This window comes from Plantibacter sp. Leaf314 (assembly GCF_001423185.1).
GTDB lineage: Bacteria > Actinomycetota > Actinomycetes > Actinomycetales > Microbacteriaceae > Plantibacter.
Window position 1 is genome coordinate 2,473,163 of the sequence record NZ_LMOB01000001.1, and the last position, 19,397, is coordinate 2,492,559.

General features: G+C 64.3%; 14 protein-coding genes and 1 pseudogene. 11 read left to right on the plus strand and 4 right to left on the minus strand.

All coding sequences use genetic code 11. From position 1 onward, the window contains the following. Positions 1-25: 25 nt before the first annotated feature. A complete protein-coding gene (locus ASF68_RS19405) occupies positions 26-268 on the minus strand; it encodes a hypothetical protein (protein WP_369796455.1) in 243 nt (80 codons plus the stop codon). Positions 269-595: 327 nt separating this feature from the next. Between ASF68_RS19405 and ASF68_RS11620 the strand changes: the two are divergent. From ASF68_RS11620 to ASF68_RS11655, 8 genes and pseudogenes are all read left to right on the plus strand, one after another. Further along, positions 596-946 (plus strand): annotated as a pseudogene (locus tag ASF68_RS11620) (hypothetical protein); the annotation flags it as partial. 262 nt (positions 947-1,208) lie between these two features. Further along, a complete protein-coding gene (locus ASF68_RS11625; protein ID WP_056010360.1) occupies positions 1,209-2,942 on the plus strand; it encodes an ATP-dependent endonuclease in 1,734 nt (577 codons plus the stop codon). Then, the gene (locus ASF68_RS11630; protein WP_056010362.1) at positions 2,932-4,371 is read left to right on the plus strand and encodes an AAA family ATPase; all 1,440 of its coding nucleotides are present in this window, start codon (positions 2,932-2,934) and stop codon (positions 4,369-4,371) included. The genes ASF68_RS11625 and ASF68_RS11630 overlap by 11 nt, the downstream gene beginning before the upstream one ends. 90 nt (positions 4,372-4,461) lie before the next feature. After that, positions 4,462-5,145, plus strand: coding sequence for a hypothetical protein (locus ASF68_RS11635; protein ID WP_056010364.1), 684 nt, complete (start codon positions 4,462-4,464; stop codon positions 5,143-5,145). Between the two features lie 496 nt (positions 5,146-5,641). Further along, positions 5,642-6,784, plus strand: a complete 1,143-nt coding sequence (locus tag ASF68_RS11640) for a TRAFAC clade GTPase domain-containing protein (protein WP_056010366.1) — start codon at positions 5,642-5,644, stop codon at positions 6,782-6,784. Positions 6,785-7,403: 619 nt separating this feature from the next. Continuing rightward, on the plus strand, positions 7,404-8,822 hold the full coding sequence (locus ASF68_RS11645) for a PD-(D/E)XK nuclease family protein (RefSeq protein ID WP_157580332.1): 1,419 nt from the start codon (positions 7,404-7,406) through the stop codon (positions 8,820-8,822). A gap of 1,272 nt (positions 8,823-10,094) precedes the next feature. Beyond that, a complete protein-coding gene (locus ASF68_RS11650) occupies positions 10,095-11,003 on the plus strand; it encodes a nucleotidyl transferase AbiEii/AbiGii toxin family protein (RefSeq protein ID WP_056010370.1) in 909 nt (302 codons plus the stop codon). Positions 11,004-11,350: 347 nt separating this feature from the next. Next, a complete protein-coding gene (locus ASF68_RS11655; RefSeq protein ID WP_056010372.1) occupies positions 11,351-11,830 on the plus strand; it encodes a hypothetical protein in 480 nt (159 codons plus the stop codon). 359 nt (positions 11,831-12,189) lie between these two features. Here ASF68_RS11655 and ASF68_RS18775 read toward each other — a convergent pair whose 3' ends face one another. After that, the gene (locus ASF68_RS18775) at positions 12,190-12,999 is read right to left on the minus strand and encodes a hypothetical protein (RefSeq protein WP_157580335.1); all 810 of its coding nucleotides are present in this window, start codon (positions 12,997-12,999) and stop codon (positions 12,190-12,192) included. A gap of 455 nt (positions 13,000-13,454) precedes the next feature. On the opposite strand from ASF68_RS18775, the gene ASF68_RS11660 reads away from it, so the two are divergent. From ASF68_RS11660 to ASF68_RS11670, 3 genes are all read left to right on the plus strand, one after another. After that, a complete protein-coding gene (locus ASF68_RS11660; protein ID WP_235526794.1) occupies positions 13,455-13,784 on the plus strand; it encodes a helix-turn-helix transcriptional regulator in 330 nt (109 codons plus the stop codon). Positions 13,785-13,823: 39 nt separating this feature from the next. After that, complete coding sequence (locus tag ASF68_RS11665) at positions 13,824-14,525, plus strand: NAD(P)H-dependent oxidoreductase (RefSeq protein WP_056010376.1); 702 nt, start codon at positions 13,824-13,826, stop codon at positions 14,523-14,525. A gap of 182 nt (positions 14,526-14,707) precedes the next feature. Next, positions 14,708-15,457, plus strand: coding sequence for a hypothetical protein (locus ASF68_RS11670; protein WP_056010379.1), 750 nt, complete (start codon positions 14,708-14,710; stop codon positions 15,455-15,457). Positions 15,458-15,634: 177 nt separating this feature from the next. On the opposite strand, the gene ASF68_RS11675 is transcribed toward ASF68_RS11670, so the two are convergent. Both ASF68_RS11675 and nagB read right to left on the minus strand, forming a co-directional pair. Beyond that, on the minus strand, positions 15,635-18,490 hold the full coding sequence (locus ASF68_RS11675) for an FAD-binding and (Fe-S)-binding domain-containing protein (RefSeq protein WP_200936423.1): 2,856 nt from the start codon (positions 18,488-18,490) through the stop codon (positions 15,635-15,637). Positions 18,491-18,592: 102 nt separating this feature from the next. Continuing rightward, positions 18,593-19,378: a glucosamine-6-phosphate deaminase gene (nagB, locus tag ASF68_RS11680; protein ID WP_056010381.1), complete on the minus strand. Its 786-nt coding sequence runs from the start codon at positions 19,376-19,378 to the stop codon at positions 18,593-18,595. Positions 19,379-19,397 lie beyond the last annotated feature (19 nt).

A 19,397-nucleotide genomic window follows, 5' to 3' on the forward strand; every position in this document is an offset into this window, starting at 1 on the left:
TCGACTCATGTACCGCTGTGGCTCGCTAGTGCTGGTAGAGCGTCACGCCGCTCCATCCGACGAGCGCAGCGGCTCTCGAGGCTGTGCGGCCGCGGCCGCGGCCACGGGCGTCGGCACCGATTGCGAGTTTTTCCGCGAGGATGTCGGGGTTCACCGGCGGACCCGGGAACCGAGTGCCCGATTCGTGTGTGGCGGCGATGCCGGCGTTGACACGTTCGTCGATGCGCTCGCGCACGAACTCGGCCAGGGTGGCGAGCATGTGGGGCATCGGCCGGCCCGTCGACGTCGCAGGGGCGATCCCAGCCGAGGGTGATCGCGCGTGATCCCGCGGCCGCCTAGGAGCTCGATGGTGTTGAGGACGGCGATGAGGGAGCAGTCGAGTCGGTCGATGCGTCAGGAGACTACGGTGTCGCCGCCCTCCGCGCGCTCGAGCAGCTTCATCACGCCGGGCCGTTCGATCACGGTCTTGCTGCCGGAGGTCACGTCCGCGAGACATCGCGTTTCTGGACGCTGGCGGCGACGAGCGCACTTCGCGCCTACACGACAATATCGGGGCATCACCTGATTTTGTACTCGGGACTCCAATCTCGACGAAGTCGTTGTCCACGGGAAGACTCCGCGGAGGTCGATCAAGATTCCGCTGTACTTTGGAGGGAGCACTAGCCCGGACTTCATGTACGTGCTCAAAGGGAAGGCTGGGAAGCTCTCCTCGAACTTCCTCCTCGAGACCAAAGACGTCGAAAAACACTCCGATATGCGTGAGAGCGAGGAGCTGTGGATGAGAGCTGCCGTCAAGTTCTTCGAAGCCATGAGCCGCGACGCTTTCACTGTCACGTTCAAGCCGCAACTCAAGCGGGACGACAATGTTGTCATGATCAAGCAGCTGGTGATCAGGGGACAGCCGTCCAGGGCTGAGGGCTCCTTCGTTTTTGCACGATTCCGTTAGCGTTGGTCACAGCGTTTGTGCTGGATCGAATCGGTGCCTCCGCTGTGTGGCGAACCGCACGCTCCATTTGACAGGGCCGACACGGCTTCGGCTGGACCTCTTCGAGGCCTCTGCCCTGGTTCTAGGTTAATCCGCGGAGCAACACACCCCGGGCCGTCGTGAGCTCACGACTACGTGCCTTTACAGTTGACACGACACGTTAGGGCCGACCTTTCAGCCCTGTACGCGCTGAGCCGCGGCGGTCACATGAGGGATCACTTTTATGCGCATGAGGACGTTGCGAATACAGAACTTTCGCGGCATACGGCAAGCGAATCTCGATCTCAGTGCGCCATTCATCGCCTTGGTCGGCCCGGGAGACAGCACGAAGACAACGATCCTCGATGCCCTCGGATTTGTCCTTACTCCTCGGTACAATCTCGTCTTCACTGACGCGGACTTCTACAACGCAGTCACGACCGAGCCCATGGTCATCGAGGCCGTGATCGTTGACCTGCCAGACACTCTGGTCGACGAGCGTGCGCATGGCAAGAATCGCAGCGGCATCCGCTCCGATAACACCCTGACCCATGACCCCTTAGATGAGGACTCGGTCGAAGAGTGCCTAATCGTGCGCCTCACCGTCGCAGCTGATCTTGAACCCGTGTGGGAAGTGGTCCGCCCGGGAGAAGAGGTCGGCGAACGAATGACTGCGTCCGAGCGCGGGCAGCTCGGGCACTTCAGAATCGGGGAGAACTCCGGGCAGAATCTGCGGTGGGGTCGTGGATCCGCGCTGACCACGCTGACTCAGTCGAAGTCAGGCGCAGCCCATGCTCTCGTGGAAGCGCAGCGTCAAGCACGCGACGCCGTGCGCGCGCTCACCGGAACTGCACTGCACGACGCGGCAACTCTTGCTCAGAACCAATCCCTCCTGCTCGGCGCCGCGAAATTCTCAGACCTGCGACCGGGGCTTGACCCTGCATTCGGTGCCGGGAGTTCTTCTCTGATGCTGCACGAAGGCGATATCCCGCTCTCCCAATACGGTCTCGGATCTAGGCGGCTCTTGAGCCTCACGATCCAAGAGAACGCGTTGTCAACTCGCTCCATGGTCTCCATCGACGAGGTGGAGTCGGGACTGGACCCACACCGCTTGTCGAACCTGCTGCGCCATCTCTGCGAACAGACCGAGTCTGGGACCACGCAGGTGATCTTCACTACCCACTCGCCCTTGGTCGTCGAGTCGCTGTCGTGGAGGCAGCTTTTCGTCGTTCGATCGGTCGAAGGTGTCACGACGGTCAGTGCCGTGCCTGAAGACCTCGCGCCCGATCACGTCGAGACCGTCCAAGGTCTCGTTCGGTCGGCACCGTCATCCCTGCTTGCTCGCAAGGTTGTCGTCGGAGAAGGCGCCACCGAAGTTGGTTTCCTCCGAGCGATCATAAAGTCCCGCGACAAGGTGCGAGCTGCCAAAGGCAAGTCAATCTCGGTGTCGACAGGAACCTCGATAGCCAATGGCGGAGGAGACTCGCAAGCTCCGGATCGCGCGCGAGCATTCGCTGATCTTGGCTACCGAACGATGTTGATGTTGGACGCAGATGTCGACACGAACGCCGATAGGGTGACGGCAGCCGCAGATGCCGGCGTCGAAGTGGTCCAGTGGGACCGGCCCCACGCGCTCGAGGACGCGATCTTCACAGCGATCTCAGACGCCGGCATCGCTGCGATCCTCGACGTCGTGATCGAGGACAGGGGCATTGAATCTGTTGCAGGCGCCCTCGGTTCACGCTTGGCAACCGACCTTCCGCAGGACGACGTCAAAGGATGGTCTGCGTTCGCAAGTGACGACGAATACAGGTCGGCGCTTGCCGCGACCGCGAAGGCCAAGAAGTGGTTCAAGCGAGAGGACCACGGCATGGAGCTCGGTGAGATTGTCTGGCAGCATCGGAAGTCTCTTCCGGAAGAGGGGCTGCGCGCAGGTCTGGAGAACTTCCTCAAGTTCGTCTACCGCGATGAATCCTGACGACGATGTCTCGCGCATCCTCGCTGCGCTGCCATGCTCCGTAGAGCTGCCCGCGGGAACGGGGAAGACCGAGCTCATCGCCCGACTCGTGGCAAGCGCCTCCCACAACGGTCAGCGGTCACTAATCCTGACCCATACCCACGCTGGCATCGACGTTCTTCGCAGGCGCTTCAAGAGATTCGGCATCCCCCAGACCTCGTATTCAATCCGAACGATCGACAGCTGGGGCTTCGACCTGATCTCCAAGATGCCTGAGCTCTCGGGCATCATCGTCGGGGACGAACCCGACTGGAAACTAGCCCGCGACTACCACGTAGCTGCACGATCAGCAGTCCAATCGACGGCGATCACCCGAATGCTGGAGGTGAGCTACGACCTGATGTTCGTCGATGAGTACCAGGACTGCCAACTATGGCAGCACGAACTCATCGCCTCGATCTCGGACGTGATTCCCACCGCAGTTCTCGGTGACCGGATGCAAGGGCTCTTCTTCTTCAACAATGCGCAGCCGGTCGATTGGGAGGTAGATGTAATCCCGGTATTCCCTTCTAGCAAAGTTTCGATTCATCCGTGGCGTTGGCAAGGTCGAAACCCTGATCTGGGAGACTGGCTCCTTGAGGCTCGCACCTCGCTTCTTGCGGGCGACGGCATCGACCTCGATGGAGCGCCGATCACGCTTGCTGCCCCCTTGGACGGGCTCGCGACCTACCACGCTGCACCACGCCATCCAGAAACCACAGTGGCCATTGCCAAGTGGCCGAGTGACGCCGCGCTCCTTGCTCGAAAGCTCGGCGGCGCCTACACGATGATCGAGGAGATCGAGGGCAAACATCTTCGCGCCTTCGCGACCATCATCGACGCGAATGACGCTGGCGAGATCGCAGCTGGCACCGTCCAGTTCGCGATCGATTGTGCGTTCGGGCTCACCGAGTCCTTTCCGATGCGGCAGCGGAACCGCCTGCGCGGCGGTGAGCTCCTGAATGGCGCGCCCACGACCTCAGAAATGGATGAGGCCGTCTGCTCAGTCAACGCGTTGGTTGACGACGCGTCTGCTTCAAAGGTTCGTACCGCGCTGCTGGCGCTCAGCCAGATGCCGAGCTTTCGTCTCTACCGCCGCGAAGCCTGGTTCGGTGTTCTTGACGCTCTTCGTCTCTGCGAAGCAACTGAAGGCCTTTCCGTACTTGATGCGGTGGTCAGCATCAGGACGCGTGTCAGCCGCGCTGGAAGACGACCCGAGTCGCGAATTGTCGGGCGACCTCTGCTCATCAAAGGTCTGGAGTTCGACCACGCCGTCGTCGCCGACATCCACGGGTACAACGCGCACGAGCTGTACGTCGTCTTGAGTCGAGCCTCAACCAGCCTCACGGTGATCACCAATGAGACGTGTTTGGCGCCACCGCGCCCCCGCCGAAGTGAAAGTCCAATCTAGCCCGCTCACTCGCCCCGCATGCCCTGGACTTGTCGGTTGCCGGCCCAGCCTGGCTTGAGTGAAGGCCATTTTGCAGGGAAGGGAGGAAGCGTGAAGCGCGCCTACAAGGACGAGCAGGACATTATTGAACACGCCTCGGAAATCGACGATCTCGATGTGTGCTTCTACCCTGCAGAGAGCAACCTCGCTCGTCGGTTCCTGGCCTCTGTTCGAAACGGAACACTAGTTCAGCGAGAGCGCCCTGACTTCGAGGACCCCGCCGAGGCTCTCCTACTCGAAGCAATGGTCGTTGACGATCATCCGCGTCCGGGCGGACAGGATAAGACAAGGTCGCGCGAGGCCGAGGCGCTTAGAGAGCTCGCGATCGCGGGGCTCAACCTTCCACCTGACTTCAAAGTGATCACGACGGTGAGCAGCGGGCTGCCGATGCACCAGGACCACAACTACCGGGCATACATCGACCACTTCACGGGCACCGTATTGAAGCACGCTCGGAAATCCGCAGCCTACAGGGCGACGCAACCGGGCTACGAACTGGGGTTCATCGTTTTCGATGAGTCCACCGCATACTTCGAGGAAGCAGATGTGGCCGGGCTACCGGGTGCGGTGAGGCCTCATTTCTGGTTCGCCGATTCGGCGTTCATTCACGTTGTCGTGCGGGCAGACGCGGACTGTGTCGTGTGGTTGACCCCTTACAAGCGCCTGATTGCGGCGGAGTCTGTCGCAGTCCCGCTCCCGGCTATGACAATCATCGATGTCTCACTCCTGAGGTAAGCGAAGCCCCTCACCTACGACCCGGACCGCATGGTCTCATCCGAGCGGTGACGCAGAACGCGTCCTATAGAGCTTGTGTAGATGGCATGGTTACCCCGCGCTCTCGCCGCGTCCGGGTCGATGAATCCTGCACTCGACACGCTCCGGCGGGCCATCGGACTCCTGCCCCTAGACGTGATGGGTCGCCCAGTGCCGCCATCCGCGCGAAGGAAAACGAAACGGCTGAAGCCCGGCAACAAGAAGCGGAAATAGACGACGCTCGAAAGGACCATGAGCAACTGCTCGGTGACTGGGAGATGTGCCGGGTTGAGACCGCTGTCCCCATCTGACCGATCCATGGTGTCCGCCGTGATGAGTGAAACACCGTCGGCTCGGCTCGGCCGGACGTGGGGACCATTGATGTCGAGGTTCGAGCTGAGGCACCAGACTTACTCTCAAGACGGACCGCGCCTGTGCGAGCAGCAGACGCGCCGGAGAAGTTGACTAGGTTGGGGGCATGAAGCCGTTGAAAGTCGCTCGTGAGCAGCAGATTGCCGTGTTTGGTGAGTCGGGAAGCGGGAAGACAGTCCTGCTGTCGTCGTTCTACGGAGCGGCACAGGAGCCGGCGTTCTTGAAGCAGAGCCTGTTTGCAATCGATGCCGACGACACCGCGCAAGGTCGCCAGCTGCACCAGTACTTCCTGGGGATGAAGAACGCTGGCACTACTCCAGCGGGGAATCGCTTCTCGGCGACGAAGTACGTGTTCTCAGTGAAGCGTCGTCCGAGAGCTATGGAGAAGGGGAAGAAAGCGGCCGCGGAGGAGCTGCGGCTAGTGTGGCACGACTACCCCGGCGAGTGGTTCGAGGAAGATCCGTCCACTCCTGAAGAGGTCACGCGCCGCGCCGAAACATTCAGCGCGCTGGTTGGCTCGGATGTCGCTGTACTTCTCATCGACGCACAGCGGCTGATGGACAACTCCGGCGAGGAGGAGCGGTATCTGAAGGCGCTCTTGACCAACTACATCTCTCATGTGTCGCGCGTGCGGGACGAGCTGCTGCCGGACGGCCAGCGGCTCGTGCGTTTCCCCCGGGTATGGATGTTCGGCCTGTCGAAGGCGGACCTGCTGCCTGACGTGGATGTGACGACATTTCGTGACCTGCTGGTTGAGAAAGTCGGTCAAGAGATGTCACTTCTGCAAGAGGAGCTAGCCGCGTTCGTGGAGGAACCGGAAGCATTCTCACTGGGCGAGGACTTCGTTCTGTTGTCCTCGGCCCGCTTCGAGCCTGGGAGGATCGATGTCGGCCATCAGGTCGGGGTGCGGCTGATGCTGCCGATCGCGGCCATGCTGCCATTCTCGCGGCACGTTCGATGGGCCAAGGCGCTCCGCGCAGGTGGGAAGGTAGCCTCAGACCTCATGAAGTACGCCGGGTCGGTAGTCACGTTCCTAACTGCGTTGAAGCTGCCCGGGAAACTGAAGATCTTCACCTTGGCGCTCCCATTTGTGGCAGACCCACTGCTCGAGTTCAGCACCGCGAAAATCCAGGCGGCGTACGACGCTGCGGTGGCGAGACATGATTTTCTCGCTGCAGTGCTGCTCGGTTTCCGACTCGACCTTGACCAAGCGGTGGAGGAACAGGTGCTGGTCGAAAGCACCAAGTGAACTTCATCTGGGCAACTCGCGGCAAGACCTGGGGGTTCCGATTCCTCCAAACGGGCGGGGTCGCAAACCCTCTTGCGGTATATGAGCGTGCCTTTGCGGGGACCGGCGGAGCACCAGCATTGCTCGCCAGGCGAGGCGAGCTAGTTGCCGTGCGATTTGCCGACCCAGACGGGAGATCAGATCGTGCTGGGCGCCCCATCCCGCACGACTTTGTGATCCTCTCGGCTCATACAGACAGCTTCCACAATGTGGAGGATGCGCGCGCGGCGCTCTGGCCGGAAGTCAGGGATGAGTACGACGCGATTTGGGAGACGCCGATCGCGCCCGATTCGGCCGCGCCCGAATAGACCGACCGGGCGATACGCGCGACGCTCATCGTTCCCCCATCGGCACCCCGCCGCACCCCACGTGAATAGCAGTCGTTAGGATCAGGGCTTACATCAGCGCACTCCGGTCGAGTTGGAGATGATCACCACAACGGCGGCTCGCTCGAGATGAAGACCTCAACTAAGGACGGGACAACCAAACCGCCAGCAGACCCAGCCGACAGCGGTCTCGCTTGGTAGCACTTAGTCTCTGCGCGCAAACGCGAGGTTGTGGAAGCCGCTAGATTTCGACTGTGCATGCGCCCGATCCCATCCCCGTTATAGCCGAACCCATCGTGATCTTCGTCATTAATCGGGGATGGTCCCCTGACGCCGATTCGCAGGCGACGTACGACGCGACTCGTAAGTACTGGCGCGTGGGCTCCGACACTCGTGAGCGTGCAAGATATGCGCTCGGCGTCGCTGGTGGGATTGTCCGTGGCGCGTTTCGAATCCAGAGTTGGCACCCGGGTGAAGAGGAGGGCCGCTGGGGCTTCGAAGGCGTGCCGGCACCGGAACTCGGTGTTGTCGGGACGAGCGTCGAACGGCTTGCGCCTCCCAGAGGGGCGGCGAACCCGGTGCGCCGCTACCTGGGCGGGATACCGCCGACCGAGGAAAGACCAGTTGAGTCGCTCGCCCACGAGCTGAATATCGAGCCGCTGGCGCGAATCATGTATGGACAGCGCGAGTTGTTTCACAGCAACCTACTTGCGTGGTTTTTCGACACGCTGCCGGAAATTGCAGACTCCGTCTTCCGCGACCTGACCGTCGATGACCCGTCCGGTATCGCTTCGATTCGAAGTGTCGAACGAGAACGCCAGAGCCTCGACCTTGTGCTTCGCTGGCCTGCCGCAGCACCTTTGGTGATCGAGAACAAGGTGTTCTCGCTCCCGGAGCGAGAGCAACTTGATGACTATCGCAACAAGACCGCGAAGTGGAAAGGAGCGCCTGCTCAGCACGTCTTGCTGAGCATGTCCCCGCCGCGCGAGCCTGTCGACGGGTGGACCTACCTGAGCTACCAGGAACTCTCTGAACGCATCGATCTCGCCCTCGCGGAGTGCGATGAGGTGAGCTACGAGGTCGAGACAGTTCGACGCTACTCGCGAACCGTGAGGCTCCTGAGCGCGCTCCTGAACACCACGGCCGTCCACTCTACGAAGGAGTCTGTGTGGCTGGACGGCAATCAGCTGGCTGCGATCGACTTGCGGCAGACGAGGACCGCGCTGCAGAAGCTTCGCGCTAGGCGAGTGCAAGTCGTACTCGAAGAAATGGGTGTGCATCGCGGATGGGTCGATGCGGGCCACACACGTGGTGGGCCGTTGGTCTGGTGGGTACGCGGGGTGCGGATCGGCGGCACATATCTCGAAGCCGGATGGCAGTACCAATCGGGTCAGTTTCGCCGATGTGTGGTGCTGCCGCATCTCATCGGCCGTTCGGACGGGGACCGGAACGCTCGAGCTGAATTCGCTGCCGCGCACCCGCAGTTGTTCGACTTCGCTCCGCTGGATGACGTACTAGGACACCCGGACTTGCTACCGATGCCGCTTGATGGGTTCGGACACTTTGCGCCTGACTTCGTGCATCGATACGTGAAGGCGCCAGATCTGTCCATCGAACAGCTCGTCGGGGCGACCCAGGCGATCGACGCTCAGCTCGAGGCGCTTGGCGAATAGCGTGGTCGGTCGATGGACAGATCAGGAACGCATCTATCGGCTCCCTGCGCAGGCTCAGGGTTCAAGACCATAACGTCGCGCTGAAGGACTATCACCGGCTCTTCGCGGCTGAAGGATCCGGATGGTCATCGGGCGCAGCTCTGTCGTTCCGCGAGTGACGATCAACATCGAGAGCTATTCGGCAGTACACGTATGTTCCCACATTGCTCCATACGCGCTTTGGCCGTCGTCATACGAGTAGACCACACCCATTGGACCGATGATTCCGGCGTCTCGCATTGCTGGAAACACCGTGGAGTCGCACACGCTGTCGATTGTCGCTCGCTGCCCGTCCAGAGCAGTTGTCGCGCTAGACCAGTCGACTGGATTTGCGTAGGTGTAGTAGAACCAGACAACTGAATGAGTTCCTACCGACAGTCCTCGACTACCATCTGATTCCTCCAAGCTTCCTTCGATGCGAACTTCCGAGTACAGGCCTGGGTACTGCGACATGATCTGCGGAATGGTGGCTCGCTCAGCATCCACGTAGCTGAGGAGCGCCTTAGCGTTCGCACTTTCCGCACTTGACACCGAGGAATCAGGGGAGCTTGTATCCGAGGAGGCAGAGCATCCCGCTGTCACGAGTAGTGCACTGGAAACGAGCAGGGTGAGGAACAAGCGGCGCAGCGTCACGGAAATTTCTGCCTTCATCGGGTTCGGGTGTCGATGATTTCTACCACGGATTGGCGCAGCGGTCGCGACTCGCCTGAGTCGAATCGTGGAGCACTCTGTTGCTTTGCCGGCAGCAGGCCTTACGGGCAGATCGCAAGTTGATGGTGCAGGTGGATGCGTCTGACCAGATTCAACGCCGTCTCATCATTCCGCGCGTAGATCTCGCCGCGGAGCGCCACCAGATGACCCCATCCCTGCCCCAGAATCCGCGGAATCACGCGGGCGTGTTCGGAGCGACCCTTTGTGCTGGAAACCGCGGCGACACTTTACGTTGCAAACCCGCTCGTTCGCTGGCCCCACAGCGACACTTTACGTTCGCGTTCACAAGTAGGGCGAGTGTAGGGTCCGGGTGGACCTGGCATATTCCACGCGCATGTGGCGGGCATTTGGCAGATCTGCCATGTTCGTCAGAATCAGAAGGCTCTGGAGTAGCCGGTCGCAGCGGCATGCTGGAGCCCTGTGGTACACGGCCCCTTGAGACTTCTCCATCTTGATCTACCGTCCAGCTGCCACCGTGGGCCTGCTGGGGCCCCAGCCCGGTCGCGAACCTCGACAGCGTGGGTGACGCGATCCGCGCCTACCAGGCCACCATCCGGGAAGGCCGCACCGTCGACCAGGTGCAGATCCTCAACCGGCACCCCCTTCGCCCTCGCGGGCTCGGGAGCGATCCGAGAGCACGGCATCATCGACCGTCCCACCCAGGACATCGACCTGTTCACCTCCGACCTCGACGCCGGCCGGTTCGACACGGCCGTCAGCTCCGTCGTCAACGGGATCCGAGACTCCGGCCACGCCGTCGACGAGCTGCGACGTGTGGAGCAGTTCGCGCGCCTGCACATCACCACCGACGAGGGAAGTTTCGTCGAGATGGACATGGGCGTGGACTACCGCGAAGGCGAACCCGTCACCCTGTCGGTCGGTCCCGTGCTCAGCCTGGACGACGCCGTCGCCAACAAGGTCAGCGCCCTCTACAGCCGTGCCGAGGCCCGCGACTACCTCGACGTCGACGCGATTCGGACCTCCGGCAAGTTCACCGACGCCGACCTCATCGCCGCAGCACGGGAACGAGGTTTCGGATTCGAGGTCCCCATGTTCGCTGCGCAGCTCGAAGCGGTACAGCGGCTCCGACCGGATCAGCTTCCCAACCGCGCCCGGCACCCAGCGACAGGCAGCGCCCACCCCGCCAACCGCTGCACCCGAAGGCCGCTCCCCGGAGCAGAACCGCAACCCACGGCGCAGTCGATAGCACCCCACCACCCTTCGTGCGGGCGATCCTTTACTCAGCGACTCCCGTTCGGCGACAGGCGGTCAGAACGGTCGACGGCCGTGGGCTCGTTCAAAGGCCCGGAACCAGCGTGCGCGCGCTATCGCGACAATGAGCATGAATACTCCGGCGCCGCCCGCGATGACGAAGATGCCAAGGCCCACCACCACGACGCCTGTGGAGTCACCATCTATCGCGGACAATAAGAAGCAGAGAGCCATCACCAGCAGGAACGACCCCAGCAGCGCCTCACTGAGCGGAGTCCTCAGGGTCATCCGATACGGCCCAGAGGGTCGATTCGTGCTCATCCACGGGAAGGGTTCCGGCGGCAGGTCGTTCGGAGGTGCTGTGGGAGGGTGGTTGCTCATGGGCTCATCTAAGCAGCGCCGTGGCCGATCAGCCGGGGTTTCTGGGCTCAACCATCTGGCCAGTGCCCGAATCATGCGCCAGCAGAGGGAGATGGTTCGGTCGCCGGTGCACGAGCGACCGGTCGGGACAGCGATGGGGAGCGGTCCCCATCCGCCCGACTGAGCGGGACGAGTAGCGTGTGGCCATGAGGAATCGCACAGCACTCGTCGGCCCGAGTGTCATCGCCGTGGTTCTCGCACTCGCGGGGTGCAGTCCGGTCCACGGAGCGCCGAGCTTCGCGTCGACGAAGGCGGAGGCCCTCGCCTTGCGGGATGAGCTCGCCGCGACGCTGCCCGCCGAGGACGTGCTGACGACGGAGCCGGTGGAGAACTCCATCGAGTGTGACGGGAGCGACACGGCCCAGTTCGATGGGACGGTGACCCTCACCGTGGATGCATCGTTCGATCGCGCCGCCTGGTTGGACGAGGCGGCGGCGAGCTACGCGGATCGACCCGGGTGGCGGGTGCAGAAGAAGGTCGATGCCGACGGGTCGTCAGACGCCACCTCAGGTGTGTCGTTCTTCTCCGACGACGCCTACTATCTGCGGCTCGATGAGTTCGGGGACACTGCCGACGAGGAGCCGGCCATCGTCCTGTCCGCTTCGGGCCCGTGCAGCGTCCAGTGAGTCCCTCCACGGCGGCAGGCCACTGACCAGTGGCGGGTGTGCAGTCGTCGTAGACGGCTCCGATGCTGCGGAGGAGGTCGCTTCGTCCACTTCTCAGATCCCGGAGCGTCAAGGTCCTCGTCCGCGATGACGAGCGCTATTGCGTTCCACTCCGCTCTCGGTACGACGTCTGGTCGTGTTCCTTATTGAGGCGGTGGTCGTCCCGGCTCCGGCCAGACGAGCAGAATCGCGCGGTCCTGATCCGCGTCAGCGCACTACCCGCGGGGGCTTCCATCGTTCGGCAGGAGCTTCCTGGGGCTGGAGGCGCATGCTGACGTTCACGGGTCAGTCGCTGCCCTTTTCGTGCCGGGGTGGGAACGTTAGGCCTTGTACTTGAAGACGGCCGGGATGACCAGCCACGCTCGGTTGTCAGTGGTCGCTTCATACGACTCTGGCACGCTCGGGACGCTGATTACGATTAGAGAGTCATCCTCGACCGGGGAGAGATCGATCGAATCGACCGTGCTGTTTGGGGTTGATGATGGTGATATTTCGGAAACGCCGAATTTTACGCTAGCCGATACATCGAACTGAAGTTCGGCGCTACGAGGGTCCTTAGCCTGTAGGAATGCATCGCGCGTCATCGAGTAATATCCCGGCGCATCCACCTTGGCCACAATACGTACCATTCCTCCAGATTCCGGCACCACCCGTAGCGTGACCGTGGCTTTCTCCAAGTTTCGGACCGAGCTCAGGTTCACTATTGTCACGGCCACACTGACCTTCGTCGCGTCTGGCGTGAGCTGAAACGGAAGCCAAGCGTCGTCGCTAGAATCTGCGAACTGAGTCGACACATTGATGAAGAGCCTGGCGTCCTCTGATGCAGTACCGGTTGCGCTCGGTGGCATTGGGTTTTCGACCTGGTATAGCTGCACAGAACAAAACGTTGTGGATCCGAGTAGCAGTATCGAGAGCAAAATCGAAACGGCCGGGCGGAACGATAGTATGAACGAAACCCAAATTAAGGGACAGGCTACGACGGCAATAATCAGTATTGCAGCCTCTGGGTATCGGGGTAGGTGATAGCTGAGGAACCAGGCGCCACCGAGACTCCAGGCGGCAATAATGAGCGTCTGCAACGCGCGAGGCCACGGAAGCTTTGCTGGCTTGACGTTCAGGGATGCTGTCATGGGGCTACTCACCTTATTTCGGTATGACTGAGGTCCCACTCGGAACTCGGGGTGTTCTTGCGCCTACAACTTCTGGCACTATTCTGCTGCGCGGTACCCGTCGACGCCAGATCCGGGCGCCATGAGTGGTGCCCCAGAGCAGGGGGTATGTCCGCAATTTGAGGAAATGCACTCTGCTGCATGATGAGAACCCGCCTGTCTATTGCATGCGCTTGATTTCTCGATCCGGCGCGACAGTCGTTAGTCGGAGACCACGGCCTCCGTGGTCCGATATGCGGATACTGCCAGGTAGCTGCCCGACCAGCATGACTCCGGGTCGTCGCGGGCTGGCGTTCGCCAGGAATGGCGGAATTGGCCCCTCACAAGGGATGATGTGAGACGAGTTCGTCGAGGTGGCATTCAGGGTGGCAACCGAATCGACATAGAGTGGTTCGTCGATGGAAGAGGTGGTCAGGGTGCAGGATTCGGGAGCGATCGAACCGGATGCGCTGATCGACGCGCTCAAGGCGCTGGCCAACCCGGTGCGGCTCGAGATCGTGCAGTGGCTCCGCGACCCGGAGGCCGCCTTCGCCGACTACGAGCCCATCGCGGATCGCGCCGAGGTCGGCGCCTGCGTCAGCCACATCCAGGCGAAGAGCGGCCTCGCGCAGTCGACGATCTCCTCCTACATGGGAACCCTCGAGCGCGCCGGCCTCGTCCACCCCACCCGCGTGGGCAAATGGACGCACTACCGGCTCGACGAAGACCGCATGCGACGCGTGGGAGACGCCATCGGTTCCTCGTAGTCATATTTACGTATCGAGGTTTGTAGATATGATGGATGGGTGACGACGACTCCCATCTCGACCGTGCTGATCGTGCACGCGCACCCCGAACCCACCTCCTTCAGTACCGCTCAGGCTCATGGAGCCTGCCGGGCCCTCGAGGCGCAGGGCCTCCATGTCGACCTCCTCGACCTCTATGCGCAGGCATGGCAGCCGGTCCTGGATCGCCACGAGTTCCCGGCGTTCGACGGCCCGTTCAAGCCGCAACGCGAGCAGTGGAGCGCCGTCCGCGACGGCACCCTGCCCGACGACGTGCGCTCCGACCTCGACCGCGTCCTGGCGGCTGATCTCCTCGTGCTGTCCTTCCCGCTGTGGTGGTTCTCGATGCCGGCCATCCTGAAAGGCTGGCTGGACCGCGTCTTCGTCATGGGTGGCGTCGCCGGTGGTGACGCCGGCCTCTTCGAGACCGCGCGGCTCGCAGGACGACGGGCAGTGGCACTCGTGACGACCGGAGGCCCAGCAGCGGCCTTCGCGCCGGACGGCGCCTTCGGCGACATCGACGAGTTCCTGTTCCACATCCACCGCGGCGTGTTCGAGTTCGTCGGGTACGACGCCCTCACGCCAGTCATCACCTACGGGCCCGCGCACCTCGACGACGCCGCTCGGGCCGACGCCCTTCGTGCTGCAGCGGACGCCTTCCGGGACATTGAACATCGGCCGAGCGCCGCCACTTCGCGGACCCGGAGGAGTCTGGCCGGCTGATGCTCACTGCCCGCGGTTCGCCCTGCATGGGGAACCGACTCAGCCTGTGTCATCTCCCTGCGGACTCGAGGTTCGCACCGCCCATCGGCCATGGTGACGGCCATCTCCTCCACTCGGAAAGGTTGCGGGAACGACTTACGGAAGCTATCTTCCTATAAACACGTTCTGCTGAGGTTGGAGAGATGATGACTCGCAAGAAGATCCTGGTGCTGCTCGCGTCCGGGCTGGTGGTCGCCGGCGGACTCGGCGGCGTCGCGGCGCAGGCGGTGGCGAACGCCTCGGAGATCAGAGCGGCATCGACCGCGACCTCCACAGAGACGCCGTCGGCATCACCGACCGCAACGCCGATCGCGACCCCGACCCCGACGACGCCGCCGGCCGCATCCACGCACATCGACGAGTTCTACCTGCAGGACCTGTGGCTGCGGTTCCGCGAGGCGGGCCAGGTCGCGATGGCGTCCTGCATGGCCGACGCCGGGTTCGGGTTCGACCGGACCACCTTCGACGGGATGCCGCCGGCCCTCAGCGAGGCTGACCAGGCCGCGTGGCAAGCCGCCGCAGAGCCCTGCCGGGAGGTGCGCGATGCCGCGGTCGCCGCAGCCGAGGCCGCCTACGTCCCGACCGAGGAGGAGCGTGCGACGGCGCTGGCGTTCGCGACGCAGTACCAGGGCTGGATCGACGCGATGCGCTTGTGCATGGCCGACCGCGGACACCAGTTCGTCGGCGACGTCGACCTGACACTGCAGGTCGGCCCGTACCCCGAGGGTCAGCAAGCGACCGGGATGCCCGACGGGCTGTCTCCCGAGGAGGCCCACCAGTGGCGACTCGACTCGTCCGGCTACGACTCCAGCTACCCCGAGTCGGAGCAGAGCACGTGGGAGGCGTCCTGCGGCGCCGTCGCCGACGCCGCCTACGGAGGCCCCGGGCACTGACCGGTCTCTCGTCGGTGACAGCTCGCGATCGGCTGTGACGCACATGTCGGAACACCATCCCGCAACCGGGGTCGACATGCGCGTCGTGGTCGCGCGGCTTAGTGTCACTTAAGCCGTATAAGTGTCACTAGCGAGTGAGTTGGCGACAGGCGCTCAGCCGACCCGCGACTCAGCGCGTCATCGCAGGCGTGCTCCCACCCCACTCGCCGAGCCGGCGGACGCGGCGTCGAGCAGCTCGAGCACGTGGCGGTAGTCCTCGCCGGTCGCTCGGGTCATGCCGAGTTCGCAGGTGCGGTTGCACGATGCGTGCGCGTCGGCACCGATGGCCGCGACTTCAGCGGCCTCGGCCTTCGTCGCAGAGGCGGTGAGCTCCGGGTGCAGCATGCCGCGGTCGCCCGCGAACGCGCAGCAGCCCCAGTCGTCGGGCACGTGCACGCGCTCGGCGACGGCCTCGCCGATCAGCACCAGGTCGGGGTCGAGCCCCATCTGCCGGGAGGAGCAGGTCGGGTGCAGGACCAACTGCTCGATGCGGGCGTCGACCTCGACCCGCGGCAGGATCTCGCGGGCGGCGAAGGCCACCGCGTCCTCCATCACGACGCCACTCGCGCTGAGCAGCTTCGCGAAACCCTCCGTGCAGCTCGACGCGTCGCTCACGACCACCAGACCACTGTCGGCGACCGCCGCTCGGACGCGCTCGACCGTGCGCTGCTCGTTCACCGCCGCCCCGGACGCGAAGCCCTTCGACGACCACGGCGTCCCGCAGCAGATCGACTCGACACCGTCAGGCACGATCATCTGCAGGCCCGCACGCTCCAAGAGGCGCGTGAAAGCGCCCATGACACCGTCGCCCCCGTCCGCCGCGCCAAACATGCTGTTCACGCACGCCGGAACGTAGATGCCGACCGTCGGACCGTCCGCTGCACCGACCGTCCGACCGAGCGCCTTCCGCGAGCGCCCGCCGCCCGGCAGGTCACCGGAGTACTTGGGCACGGTGTCCGCGCCGAGCACGGCCCTGGCGACATCCGTCACCGCGCCGACCACGGGAGCCGGCAACAGCTTCGCGCCAGAGAGCGCGACCGAACCGATCCTCGTGGCCGGCCCCCAGCCGACAGCCGCCGCCTTCCACCCCGCCGCGGGGACCGGAGCCGCATCCTCGCGTCGCAGCCGCTTGACCAGGGCGCCGGTGTTGATCTGGACCGGGCACGCGGTCTGACACATGCCGTCGACCGCGCAGGTCTGCACGCCGGCGTAGTCGTAGTCGTCCGCCAGCTCCTCGGCCAGCGCGATGTCGCCGCGGGCCCGGGCGGACTCCTCGGCCCGGCGCACGACGATGCGCTGCCGCGGCGTGAGCGTCAGGTCGCGACTCGGGCAGACGGGCTCGCAGTACCCGCACTCCACACAGCGGTCGACCTCTTCCTCGACCGTCGGCTGCAGCTTGATCCCGCGGAGGTGTGCCTCCGGGTCCTCGTCGATGAGCACACCGGGGTTCATCACGCCGGCCGGATCCACGAGCCGCTTGAGCTCGAGCATCACGCCGTAGAGCTCGTCGCCGTACTGCCGACGGACGTACGGTGCCATGGCGCGCCCCGTGCCGTGCTCCGCCTTCAGGTTGCCGCCCGCGTCGAGGACGAGGTCGACCATCTGCTCCGTGAACGCGACGAACCGACCGAGCGCGGCGTCGCCCTCGAAGCGGTCGGTGAGCATGAAGTGGATGTTGCCGTCCTTCGCGTGGCCGAAGATGACCGAGTCGCGATAGGCGTGCTGCTCGAAGAGCTCCTGCAGGCTGGCGCAGGTGTCGGCGAGGGCCGCCGTGGGGACGACGATGTCCTCGAGCAGCGCCGTCGTGCCGGAGGGACGGGCACCGGCGACCGAGGCGTAGAGCCCCTTGCGGAGCGCCCACGCACGCGCACGCTGGGACGCGTCACTCGTGAACGCCACCGGTGCATGCACGTCGAGACCGTTGAGGAACGTGCCGCCCGCGGTCGCGCGGTCCCTGAGGTCCACGGCGTCACCGGACCGGTACTCGACGAGGAGGGCCGCGTGATCCTGCGGCGTGAACCCCTGGATCTCCGCAGGGCTCCCGGGGAGCCGCTGCCCGACCGTCAACGAGGTCGCGTCCATGAGTTCGAGCGTCGCCGCGCCGGACGCCACCAACTCCGGCAGCGCGCGCGTCGCCGCGTCGAGCGAGGGGAACACGGCCAACGCCGTGGACACCAGCGGCAGGACGGGAACGGTGCGGAAGGTCGCCTCGGCGACGAACGCGAGCGTGCCCTCCGAACCGATGAGCAGGTGCTGGAGGACGTCGACGGGGGAGTCGAAGTCGAGGAAGGCGTTGATCCCGTAGCCCATGGTGTTCTTCAGCGAGAACTGGCGCTCGATGGACGCGACGGACGCCGGGTCGGACCGCACCCGCCGTTGCAGCCGCTCGATGCCCTCGGAGAGTTCCGGTTCGGCGTCGTGCAGCTGACGGTCTGCCGTGGGATCGGCCGTGTCGATCGTCGTGCCGGACGGGAGTACGAACACCATCGACTCCAGCGTCCGGTAGGTGTTCTCGTCGATCCCGCAGGCCATGCCGCTCGAGTTGTTCGCGATGACGCCGCCGATCGTGCACGCCACCTCGCTCGCCGGGTCGGGGCCGAGGCGGTAGCCGAGTCGCGTCAGGCGGGCGTTCACCTGGGCCACCGTCACCCCGGGCTGCACGCGGACACGCTTGCCGCCGTCGAGGACCTCGATGGACTTGAACCGCTGCCTCGTGTCGATGACGAACCCGGAGCCCGACGCCTGGCCGGAGAGGCTGGTGCCGCCGGACCGGAACGTGACCGGAGCTGCGGAACGGCTCGCGGCCCGCAGGATCGCGGCGACCTCGGCCGCGCTCTCCGCGATGACGACGGCCTCCGGCGTGAGGAGGTAGTGCGAGGCGTCACCGGCGTAGGCGGCACGGTCGATCGCGCGGGTCCGGATGCGGGCGGGATCGCCGACGGCCTCGCCGATGGCCTGGGTGGCGGAGGATGGGACGGTGGTCGGGTGTGCCACGAGGCTTCCTTCTCGAGATCGGGCGTCAGCGGCGCGCGGGGATGCGGGTGCAGGATCGCGACGCCTCAGGTGGATGGAGCGTCATCGGCCATCGCCCGACCCTCATTCGAAGCGTTGCCACTCCGGCCGGTTGTCGTAGGTGTAGCGATAGTAGTCCGCCAGCTTGAGTCGCGACGCCGCGGCCTCGTCGACGATGACGGTCGCGTGCTCGTGCAGCTGCAGCGCGGACCCGGGAACGAAGGAACTCAGCGGTCCTTCCACCGAGGCCGCGATGGCCTCCGCCTTCCCGGCACCCTGCGCGACGAGCACGAGTTCGCGGGCCTCGAGGATGGTGCCGAGCCCCTGGGTCATGCAGTGGGTGGGCACCTGGTCGAGCGAGTCGAAGAACCGCGCGTTGTCCTCGCGGGTCTTCGGCGCCAGGGTCTTGATCCGCGTGCGCGAGGCGAACGACGAGGTGGGCTCGTTGAACCCGACGTGTCCGTTCGCGCCGATTCCGAGGATCTGCACGTCGATACCGCCGGCCTCGGCGATGGCGCGGTCGTACTCCTGCGCGGCGGCCGCGAGGTCGGCGGCTCGGCCGTCGGGGACGCGGACGCGCGACGGGTCGAAGCCGAGCGGGCCGACCACCTCGCGGGCGATCACGTTGGCGTACGACTCGGGGTGCTCCGCCGGGATGCCGACGTACTCGTCCAGCGCGAACCCGCGGGCACCGGCGAACGACAGCGAGCCCGCCTGGACGCGACGCGCCAGCTCGGTGTAGATGCCCTGGGGGCTGGAACCGGTCGCCAGGCCGATGACCGGCTCAGGCCGTCCGGCCACGATCGACGCGATCTTCGCGCCGGCGACCCGACCGACCTCGGCTGCGTCGGGAAGGATGATGATCTCCACGGTGGTCCTCTCGTTCCTG

Coding starts and splice junctions, on each gene's coding strand:
- ASF68_RS11655 (WP_056010372.1), top strand. CDS start 11,351: ATGAGGAATCGCACAGCACTCGTCGGCCCGAGTGTCATCGCCGTGGTT.
- ASF68_RS18775 (WP_157580335.1), bottom strand. CDS start 12,999: ATGACAGCATCCCTGAACGTCAAGCCAGCAAAGCTTCCGTGGCCTCGC.
- ASF68_RS11640 (WP_056010366.1), top strand. CDS start 5,642: ATGAAGCCGTTGAAAGTCGCTCGTGAGCAGCAGATTGCCGTGTTTGGT.
- ASF68_RS19405 (WP_369796455.1), bottom strand. CDS start 268: ATGCCCCACATGCTCGCCACCCTGGCCGAGTTCGTGCGCGAGCGCATC.
- ASF68_RS11625 (WP_056010360.1), top strand. CDS start 1,209: ATGCGCATGAGGACGTTGCGAATACAGAACTTTCGCGGCATACGGCAA.
- ASF68_RS11670 (WP_056010379.1), top strand. CDS start 14,708: ATGATGACTCGCAAGAAGATCCTGGTGCTGCTCGCGTCCGGGCTGGTG.
- ASF68_RS11630 (WP_056010362.1), top strand. CDS start 2,932: ATGAATCCTGACGACGATGTCTCGCGCATCCTCGCTGCGCTGCCATGC.